Origin of the sequence: Filomicrobium sp. (assembly GCF_025698805.1) — a bacterium.
GTDB lineage: Bacteria > Pseudomonadota > Alphaproteobacteria > Rhizobiales > Hyphomicrobiaceae > Filomicrobium > Filomicrobium insigne.
Genome location: NZ_JAILWT010000008.1, coordinates 171,437 through 180,413, shown reverse-complemented (window position 1 = coordinate 180,413; position 8,977 = coordinate 171,437). Strand labels below are relative to the sequence as shown.

Genomic DNA, 8,977 nt, shown 5'->3' with positions numbered 1-8,977 from the left:
CCATGGAAAAATCCATCGACGTCATGACGGACCTGCAGAAGAAGCTGGTTCTTGCCCGTCAGCCAGGTGCTGATCGCGCGAAGATCCAGACGGAAATCGATGAGCTGCAGAACCAGCTCCGGTCGATCTCGACCTCGGCTTCGTTCACGGGTGAGAACTGGCTGAACGTCGACACCACCGCAGGCTCCGGCTACACGGCAAGCGAGGAAGTCGTTGCTTCCTTCTCGCGGAGTGGCAACACCGTCTCGGTCGGCACGATCTCTATCGACGTTTCATCGACCTTCCTGTTCAACCAGAACGGAGCTGCAACCGCCGACGCACGTGGCATCCTTGCTTCGAACCGCGTTGCTGCGACGGGTGCGATTGGCGTTGCGGGCACGATCGTTATCGCCAGCACAACCGGTGCGGGTGAGATGGATATCTCAGGTGCTGCGATCACGGAGACAAACATTGACGAGTTCATCGAGGCCGTCAATCAGGCTATCCAGGAGATGACGGATGCTGCAACGAACCTCGGTGCAGCCAAGAGCCGTATCGATCTGCAGTCTGAGTTCGTCTCGAACCTGAGCGACGCCATCGATCGTGGTATCTCGACGCTTGTCGATGCTGACATGAACGAAGAGTCCACGCGTATGCAGGCTCTGCAGGTTCAGCAGCAGCTTGGCATCCAGGCTTTGTCGCTGGCCAACCAGAACAGCCAGAACATCCTGTCGCTGTTCCGCTAATTGTAAATTAGTCACTCTGATTTCGACGGGCGCGCTCGGTAACGGGCGCGCCCGTTTTGCGTAATGTTCACATAAGCTTCGTTCGCAATGTTCCTGGCGTAAGGGTTTCTGCCGGCCGTTTGAGCTGGTGTGTTGTACGCGTTGTAGGCCCGTCATTGTAGGTAAGTGGATCGGCTTGATCGAGCCGAAGGCATGATGCCGCTCCACTGCTCCGGTCTGACCCCGGAATGTCCCAAACGCCAATCCCATTCTTGCGACCGAGGGGCATGATCATGAACAGCATCAATACCAACTTTGCGGCGATGACCGCGCTGCAGTCTCTTAATCAGACCAACAAGGATATGATTAAGACGCAGTCGCGTATTTCGACGGGCTATCGCGTGGGCCAAGCGTCCGACAATGCCGCCTACTGGTCCATGGCTACCACCATGCGCTCCGACAACAAATCGTTGTCGGCGGTTACTGACGCGCTTGGCCTTGGCGCAGCTACAGTCGATACGGCCTATACGGCGATGGACAAAGCCATCGACGTTATGACCGATATTCAACAGAAGCTTGTGCTGGCCCGTCAGCCGGGGGCTGACCGCGACAAGATCCAGACCGAAATCGACCAGCTCCAGGATCAGCTTCGCTCGATCGCGATTTCGACGTCTTTCACAGGTGAAAACTGGCTTGCCGTTGATAACGGTCAATCCGGGGGCGGCACCTACTCCTATACGGCTACGGAGGAAATCGTTGCTTCCTTCTCGCGCACTGGCGATACGGTTGCCGTGGGGACGATCTCGATCGATATTTCGACGACTTATCTGTTTAATTTCAATACGGACGGCGCTGGCGGTGCGATTGGTTCGGGGACTGCGACGGCCGACGAGCTTGGAATTTTGGGGTCGGCGCGTTTGGCTGCGACAGGTGAGATTGATGCCGCCGGTACGCTTACGCTCGTAAGCGTCGACGGAACGAGTGAAATGGATATTTCAGCGGCCACAGAAGCGCAGATCGACGAATTCCTGACCGCTGTCGACAAGGCCATCCAGGACATGACGGATGCTGCAACGAATCTCGGCGCGGCCAAGAGCCGGATCAATTTGCAGCAGGATTTCATCGCCAGTCTCGGCGATGCGATTGACCGCGGTGTCTCGACGCTCGTTGACGCTGACATGAATGAAGAATCGACGCGTATCCAGGCGTTGCAGGTTCAGCAACAGCTTGGCATCCAGGCGCTCTCCATTGCCAACTCGAACAGCGAAAATATTCTGGCTCTGTTCCGCCAATAGAGTCTCTAAAGTCACACTAATTGAAACGGTCACGCAGAAGACTGCGTGGCCGTTTTGGCATCATTCTCGCGCAAGCTTAACGTCCGATCCTCCCGGTGGGAAATCAGAGAATTTCTAGGGACTTGAATGTTTGCGCGCGATCAACTGATGCAATTGGGTCAAAACCTGGCGGGTCTTGGGACTAAGCGCCTGGCGATGATGTCTGTTGTCGGCATTCTCGTCGTCGCCTTGGTGATAGGGTCGGCCTACTATCTGAGCCGTCCGCCAAAAGAAACTCTCTATACGGGATTAACGCAGCAGGATGTTGCCCGCATCGGCGGGGCGCTTAGCGATCTCAATATTCCGTTCGACGTCAATGAGCAGGGCGGAACCGTGATGGTTGGCTATGGAGAAGCCAGCCGTGCGAGGATGCTGCTTGCCGAGCAGGGTCTCCCAACCGCATCCAGCGGCGGGTATGAACTGTTCGATCAGTTGGGGTCAATGGGGCTCACCTCCTTTATGCAGGAGGTGACACGCGTTCGCGCTCTCGAAGGGGAGATGGCGCGCACTATTCAGACGATGAAGGGTGTTAAGGCAGCCCGTGTCCACATTGTGATGGCGGATGCGGGTTCGTTCCGCCGTCAGTCCCGTCCGGCCTCCGCGTCGGTTGTTATTCGCACCGACATGCCGGGCGAATTTCCAGGTGCCGCGGCGATACGACATCTCGTGGCAGCAGCTGTGCCAGAGCTGAACATCGATAATGTCAGCATTTTGAATACCAATGGTGCGGTTCTGGCAGCCGCGGGCGATCCCAACTCACAAGCGCCTGGAAAGATGCTCGGTCTTGAGCAGACTGTTTCGGAACGATTGCAGCAAAACGTGAGTATGACGCTGGCTCCGTATCTGGGAGTCGGCAATTTTCATGTGAGCGTCGCCGCCAACCTAAATACCGATAAGCGGCAGACACGCGAGACCACTTACGATCCTGACCGGCGCGTCGAGAGGTCGACACACGTTATCAGGCGAGCTGAAAGTACCGAGAATAAAACAGCGAATGGCGCGGTTGGCGTCGAACAGAATATTCCCGAAGAGGAGCCGACGGCTTCAGGCGCCGATCGCTCAGCGAGCAAGGATGAGCGCCGCGAAGAAGTTACGAACTTTGAGATCAGCTCCAAGACGATTTCGACAGTCAGCGAAGGTTATCGCATCGACAAGTTGACGGTTGCTGTCGTCGTCAATCGAGAGCAATTGCTCGATGACGGACAGGTGGCAACTCCCGCAACGCTTCAACCGAAACTCGATGAAATCGAGCGACTTGTTAGCGCTGCGACGGGTATTGATGCGAGCCGTGGTGATGTCGTGACCGTCAGCGCGGTCGACTTCCAAGGGCAAACGGCTGCATTGGCGCCTATGCCTGATGTCGGCGTTGTCGAACACATCATGCGCAATCTGGGCACGCTGATCAATGGTGCGGCAGCCGTTGTGATTGCTTGGCTACTTATCTGGTACGGCGTACGGCCGATGGCGACGGCGATGCGCGAAGTCGCTGAGGCTAATGCGCTGGAAGGCGGCAATCTCGTTGGTGCCGCGGCAGGAATTGGCAGCCTGGAAGCCGCTGATGAGCTTGAGGCTCTGACCTCAGCGGATTCAGCCATAGTTGAAGATTACCAGCGGCGTAATGAGAACTCTCCGCAAGCGCGGTTGCAGCGGATCATCGATATGGATGAGACGCAGGCGGCAGCCGTTCTTAAACAGTGGATGCATGACGGCTCGTAACAATGGCAGCACGACACGCGGTAAACTTCTTAGAAGAGTTGGACGGTGGCTTTGAGCCGGGAACCGACGACGGGGAGGTTATCGAGTTCGATAACCTCTTCGCTGTTCGTGCTTCCGAGGCCGTTGAAAGCAAGACAGAGACACTAGAGTTTGTAGAGGCCGCCGGATACAGCCGCGGTTTTTCAGAGGCACAAGCCAGCGTAGCGAATAAATACGAAGCGCTTCTGAAGGAGAAGACAGAGGCATTCGAAGCGCAACTTGCCGCTGAGCGGGCGCAATGGGCGGAGCGCAGCGCAGATCAAAGCGTGCATCTTATCAAGGAAGAGATTCAACGGTGCGAAACGGCTATTGGCGAGCAAGTTGCTCGGCTGCTGCTTCCGTTGATTGAAACGCAGCTGGCGGAACAGTCTGTTCGTGAAATTCGAGATCTCGTGCGGCGACTCCTTGCTGAAGCGCCGGAGGCTCATATGAAAATTTCCGGTCCCGGCGGCATGGTCGAAGCCATGCGTATGGCGCTTGGTGAGAACGGTCTACATGCCAGTGTCCAGGAAAGTGACGTCTTGGAGCTGAGGGTCGAGATTGATCAGGTCATCATCGAGTCGCGCGTCAGCAAATGGGTTGAACGGCTTCGCGAGGCGATAGGATGAGCTTAGGTAAGGAAGATACGGCTGCGGCCCAGATTGTCGTTATAAGACGGCGTGCTGATGACCATGGTGAAGGACACCATGGTGGTGTCTGGAAGATCGCATACGCCGACTTCATGACCGCGATGATGGCCTTCTTCTTGGTTATGTGGCTCATAGCTTCCTCGGATCAGCTCACGCGCGAAGGTATCTCGAATTACTTTAATCCAATGCAACTTGCCGAGGATGAGCCTCAGGCCAAGGGGCTTTCGAATGCCGATAAACCCGTAGACCGGGATCCGAATTCCAAGAACATGAATGGCTCGCAGAAGATCAGTGCTTCGGGCGGGGCTGGAGAACTCAAGGTCCAGCAGACGCCGACGGGGCAGGATCTGTTCCAGGACCCTTACGACATTCTCGAGCGATTGGCGCAGCGGGCTTCCTCTGGGGATGAGACGAAAACAGAGCCACGGGCAGATCGCGGACCACAAACTACGGATGATCACGGAACTGCCATGGCCGACGGGCAGGCGTTTCGCGATCCGTTTGACCCGGCGTTCCGCAGCCAGCGACCACCGGCACGCCCCTCGGATGCCGTTGGGGTTGGCGGTGATTCCGTTGCGGATGGGGGCAACACGATGAAGGCCTCCGATCGCATAGCAATTTTGAATGAGGGGGCCGGCGCTCAGGCAGAAAAGGCGGCATCGGACAACGCAGAGTTGGCAACGACGACTCAAGAAGCGAGCCGCGTGCGTGACGAGCTTGCGGCAGCACTCGGTCGCCATGTTTCCGATGAGAAGACTGGCGAGATCGATACGGATCCTGCATCCGGCGTGAAGGGACCCACGATCGAAGTTACGAGCGATGATCATGGTGTTTTGATCAGCCTTACAGACAACTCCAACTTCGGAATGTTCCCGATTGCGTCAGCGGAACCAGCCGTTGAGATGGTTTCGCTCATGGAAAAGGTTGCGGGTATTCTGAATGAGCGTAGAGGCAGCCTGGTCGTTCGGGGTCATACAGATGGGCGGCCTTTCCGATCGGGGACCAACGACAACTGGCGCCTTTCGATGGCGAGGGCGCACATCGCTTTCCATCTTCTTACGCGGACGGGTCTTGATGAGGCACGGGTCGAACGGATCGAGGGGTATGCGGATCGCCAGTTGAAAGTCGCGGATGATCCGCTGGCATCGGAGAATCGTCGAATCGAGATTTACTTGCGGCAGGAGGCTCCGAATTGATGACGCGGGTCAGATCCATGCTGCTCGGAGGCGCCCTGGCGATGAGCTGGGCGTGTCTCAGTTTTGGTGCGGCCGCGCAAGAGGCTGCCGGCCGGTTGCAAGTGTACGAACTGGTGCGTTCGCTGGTTGTTTTGCAGAACCAGGTCGTGCATGGCGATTTGCGGGCTCATGCATCACAACGCAAACTGCTTGATCATATTGCCGAGGTTATAAAAGGAATGCCCTCCGAGGAATGGGAGGACATTCGGAATGTGCGCGCTGTCATCAGCTTTATTCTGGGGGGCGGTGATCCAAGAGCAGTACGGCCTATTCTGGATAAGTTTGCTGCGCGGGGCGAGATAGGACGCGTGGCGGAGGCCTCTGTGCTTTATGCCGAAGGGAAACGGCGAGAGGCGCGCGAGGCATTCAAAGAGATCAAGCCAAGGAGCCTTGAGACGAGCCTTGCCGGCCATGTCGCGCTGGTTAAGGGGGTGTTGCTGGACGGCAGCGACCGTGAGAATGCGATCAAGAATCTAGACGATGCTCGTTTGCTGTCTCCGGGTACCATCGTGGAAGAAGCGGCGCTGCGTCGCGAAATTCCAATCGTTGCGCGGGCCGGCGATTTCGACAAATTTTCCTATCTGCTGGCCAGATACTACCGGCGCTTCGGAGCGTCAGTTTATGCGCAAGGGCTTGCTCCCGAGGTCGCAGCTGTCGTCGCGGTAAAACGCTTCGTTAAAACTCCGGAGCAGTTTGCTCAGCTAGAGCGTTCCATTGCCGTTAGCAGTCCAGAAGTCGCGCGCGACCTTTATCTCATGCTGGCGCAGTCGGGCGTTGCTGAGGGTTATGCCGACATGGTCCGATTTGCGTCGGAGCGAGCGTCTCAGCTTAGCCAACTCGATACCGTCGATGGAAATCGAGCCAAGCTCTATGGCGCAGCCGTCATGATTGTTTCAGACGATATGGACGAAGGGCTGTCTCGCTTGATGAGCGTGGAAAAGTCACGGCTTGAGCGCGCGGATGTTGAAATCGTGGACGCGGCATTCAACGTGGCGACGGCTGTCCGGCAGTGGCCGGAAACTCCAAAGGCTCCTCCTCTCGCTCTTCAACAGCGTGTGGATGATAAAGCGCTAGAGTCGTTTGCGGCCAATCAAACCAGTCAGTCTGTCCTTCGTGCACGCGATACGCTGGCCGCTGTCGATACTGTTTTGCAGGAGATCGATTGATGGCGGACGCGACTTTGTTTCTCGGTGATGCTGGACATGGTGCAAGTGCTGTCGGTGGCGCCAAGGGGCGGTCGGAGGCCGGCGGCGGCAAAGGGCATGCGGATATTGCGAACGACCAGGGCGAGGGGTTCGAACAAATCCTTGCCAAGGGAAATAAATCTCGCGATGGCGATGCGGAGACTAATGCCGACACGGCCACGTCGGGATCCCGCGTGCGTGGACTTTCAGTGCGGTGGCCGCAGGGTTCGGAGCCCACTGACGAGGATGGCGCGCGCGCCGACGCGACTGAGGATGGAACCTCCACGGGCTCTTTGCGGGAAGCTGATTTAGAATCTGAAGACGCATCTCAGGCTGATCGGACGACCAAGGCGGCCCAGGAGCCGGTGCCCGATGTGTCGTCTCACTTGGTTGGGGCGGCTCCAACAGGGGGGGGCGCAGGCGATGCCAGCTTAGGAGTTGGCTCTGCGAAGACGGCGGAGGGTAGAGGCGACGGCATTGGTAAGAACCTAATGTCAGGGTTGCCTGCCGATGATTTGCAGGGCGCAAGGCAAGCTCGCGACGCCAGTGCGATCGAGACTTCGAGACAAGCAAACCGTGTGGCAAATGATGTAGCGGTTCAAGCGAATCAGGCAGCTTCCCGAAATCCCGCCGGGCCGATTCTGCCGGGAGCGGTTCAGCCTGCGGTGGCTCAGCTCACCGCAGTTCTGTCGCAGGGCCGAGAGACCGGGAAGCGTGATGTTGCCGCGCAGCGCGGACCGATGGATGTTCCCGCAAAGATAAATGTATCTCTGGCGGAAACGCATTTCTCACCCGTTAAGCCGGACAGCGAACTAGAAGCTTACGATCTTGCACGACGCGCTGACGGGCGTGGTGCCCAAAAAGATCTTGGTAAATCAGCTCGCGACGTGTCGCGGATGCAAGCTGAAGTGCGATCCGATAAAGCTGGCCGAAGTTCTACGTTGACGCAAACCGATGTGCGGGCCGAACAGATTGCTCAAAGCGTGGCAAGGCCGGCCTCCGGTGACGTTAGTGGGCAGATCGGGACAAGAATTTTACAGGAACTCGAGCACGCTCGCCCCTTGAGTGAGACCCGGAGTTCCGGTCAGGTGCACGTAAAGCAATCCGATCCCGTGCTGAAGGTTCTGGAAATTAAGCTCGAGCCACGTGATTTGGGCAGTGTCGTGGTCCGTATGTCGCTCCGCAATGACGTCCTAAACGTCGAACTTGGGTTTGGCAGATCAGAGGCGGCTGCAACAATTGCGAAAAATACGGACCAACTTACCCATTATCTGCGGTCGTCCGGCTATGTCGTCGACGAAGTTGTGGTGCGCGTCGTTGAGGGTGACCACCGCGTACATTCTCAGATGACGACGACAGCGACCACGGGCGCTGATCCAACTCATGCTCAAGGTGAGGCGGGCAATTCAGCGACCTCGTCCGGTTTGACGGGGCAATCCTTCGGCGAGCAGGGCGAGCGGCGGCCGGCGGCTGGAGGGCAAAACCCGAGTTCGCAACACGGTGGTGAGGGGACACATGACCAGGACAATTCTCAGTCTCGCTCTCGCGGTGGCGTTTTCGTTTAGTTTGGCCGGGACGCTAAGTGCGGAGACCGCGAATGTCTGTGAGCGGGAAATGGCGCGTGCGGCAAAGTTGCACAATATCCCCCTCGGGATCCTTTATGCCGTCGGACTAACTGAGACCGGCCGCGGTGATGGGTTGCGTCCATATGCGCTCAATATCGACGGCGATGCCGTCTACGATTTAACACGGCGACAGGCTGCGGCCCGTGTTCAGGAATCACGCGCGCGCGGTATCAAGCTGATCGATATCGGATGCATGCAGATTAATCACTACTGGCACGCAGATAAGTTCCGCTCACTGGATGACATGCTCGATCCGGCACGGAATGTCGCTTACGCGGCCTTGTTCCTCAAGGAATTGCACGCCCGTGAAGGCAGTTGGGTCATGGCTGTCGCCCGCTATCATGCGGGGCCTAATAATGATGCAGCTCAGAAGCGTTATGTGTGTCGCGTGATCGATAACATGGTTGCGACAGGGTTTGCGGAGTGGACGAAAGCGGCGCGGCATTTCTGCGGCAGGTAGTTTTGTAAATGCTTATGCGCCCGGGGTTTCATGTGCTCCATTGTGAGCGAA

General features: G+C 57.3%; 8 protein-coding genes. All 8 read left to right on the top strand.

The annotated features are described in order from the left end of the window. On the top strand, window positions 1-725 hold a 725-nt coding region (locus K5845_RS18375), incomplete at its 5' end, for a flagellin (protein WP_287959643.1). A 272-nt stretch (window positions 726-997) separates the two neighbouring features. Further along, window positions 998-1,999, top strand: a complete 1,002-nt coding sequence (locus K5845_RS18370; RefSeq protein ID WP_170832446.1) for a flagellin N-terminal helical domain-containing protein — start codon at window positions 998-1,000, stop codon at window positions 1,997-1,999. A 126-nt stretch (window positions 2,000-2,125) separates the two neighbouring features. Next, window positions 2,126-3,754, top strand: a complete 1,629-nt coding sequence (gene fliF / locus K5845_RS18365; protein WP_090228391.1) for a flagellar basal-body MS-ring/collar protein FliF — start codon at window positions 2,126-2,128, stop codon at window positions 3,752-3,754. Between the two features lie 2 nt (window positions 3,755-3,756). Continuing rightward, window positions 3,757-4,401, top strand: a complete 645-nt coding sequence (locus K5845_RS18360) for a hypothetical protein (protein WP_287959642.1) — start codon at window positions 3,757-3,759, stop codon at window positions 4,399-4,401. Further along, window positions 4,398-5,618, top strand: coding sequence for a MotB family protein (locus K5845_RS18355; protein WP_287959641.1), 1,221 nt, complete (start codon window positions 4,398-4,400; stop codon window positions 5,616-5,618). The genes K5845_RS18360 and K5845_RS18355 overlap by 4 nt, the downstream gene beginning before the upstream one ends. Then, complete coding sequence (locus K5845_RS18350; RefSeq protein ID WP_090228382.1) at window positions 5,618-6,823, top strand: MotC family chemotaxis protein; 1,206 nt, start codon at window positions 5,618-5,620, stop codon at window positions 6,821-6,823. Before K5845_RS18355 ends, K5845_RS18350 begins: the two co-directional genes overlap by 1 nt. Then, window positions 6,823-8,406 carry a flagellar hook-length control protein FliK gene (locus K5845_RS18345; RefSeq protein WP_287959640.1) on the top strand — a complete coding sequence of 528 codons (1,584 nt, stop codon included), beginning with the start codon at window positions 6,823-6,825 and terminating at the stop codon, window positions 8,404-8,406. The genes K5845_RS18350 and K5845_RS18345 overlap by 1 nt, the downstream gene beginning before the upstream one ends. Further along, window positions 8,357-8,926: a lytic transglycosylase domain-containing protein gene (locus K5845_RS18340; protein WP_076605350.1), complete on the top strand. Its 570-nt coding sequence runs from the start codon at window positions 8,357-8,359 to the stop codon at window positions 8,924-8,926. The genes K5845_RS18345 and K5845_RS18340 overlap by 50 nt, the downstream gene beginning before the upstream one ends. Window positions 8,927-8,977 lie beyond the last annotated feature (51 nt).

Excerpts from the sequence above, each read along its gene's own strand:
- K5845_RS18370 (WP_170832446.1), top strand. The coding sequence starts at position 998 with ATGAACAGCATCAATACCAACTTTGCGGCGATGACCGCGCTGCAGTCT.
- K5845_RS18350 (WP_090228382.1), top strand. The coding sequence starts at position 5,618 with ATGACGCGGGTCAGATCCATGCTGCTCGGAGGCGCCCTGGCGATGAGC.
- K5845_RS18345 (WP_287959640.1), top strand. The coding sequence starts at position 6,823 with ATGGCGGACGCGACTTTGTTTCTCGGTGATGCTGGACATGGTGCAAGT.
- fliF (WP_090228391.1), top strand. The coding sequence starts at position 2,126 with ATGTTTGCGCGCGATCAACTGATGCAATTGGGTCAAAACCTGGCGGGT.
- K5845_RS18340 (WP_076605350.1), top strand. The coding sequence starts at position 8,357 with ATGACCAGGACAATTCTCAGTCTCGCTCTCGCGGTGGCGTTTTCGTTT.
- K5845_RS18355 (WP_287959641.1), top strand. The coding sequence starts at position 4,398 with ATGAGCTTAGGTAAGGAAGATACGGCTGCGGCCCAGATTGTCGTTATA.
- K5845_RS18360 (WP_287959642.1), top strand. The coding sequence starts at position 3,757 with ATGGCAGCACGACACGCGGTAAACTTCTTAGAAGAGTTGGACGGTGGC.